This window comes from Adlercreutzia sp. DFI.6.23 (genome assembly GCF_024462535.1).
In the GTDB taxonomy this organism is placed as follows: domain Bacteria; phylum Actinomycetota; class Coriobacteriia; order Coriobacteriales; family Eggerthellaceae; genus Adlercreutzia; species Adlercreutzia rubneri.
In genome coordinates, this window is sequence record NZ_JANGBP010000377.1 from 1 (window position 1) to 312 (window position 312).

1 pseudogene is annotated in these 312 nt (G+C 67.6%); it reads left to right on the forward strand.

Features of this window, described 5'->3' with window-relative positions:
* Positions 1-110: 110 nt before the first annotated feature.
* Positions 111-312 (forward strand): annotated as a pseudogene (locus NE591_RS13790) (Holliday junction branch migration DNA helicase RuvB); the annotation flags it as partial.

The window sequence follows — 312 nt, forward strand, 5'->3', positions numbered from 1 at the left end:
GCTACACCTCCGCCGCGGCCGAGGTGGCCTGGCGGGGCGCTCCCGAGGACGCGGGCGAGGCCGCGCTGCTACAATACGCCTTGAAACGTTTGGGAAGTCGATAGGAAATCATGGCATTCGATCTGGACATAGAGGGCATGGTGTTCGAGGCCGCGCGGGACGGCGCGGAAGCGCAGGGCTCGGCATCGGCGCTCGGGCGCGTCCGCGCGGTGGCCCCGACGCTCACCGAGGACGACCTGGAGCTCGATTTCTCCCTGCGTCCCAAGCGGCTCGACTATTACCTGGGCCAGACGAAGGTGAAGGAGTCCCTCG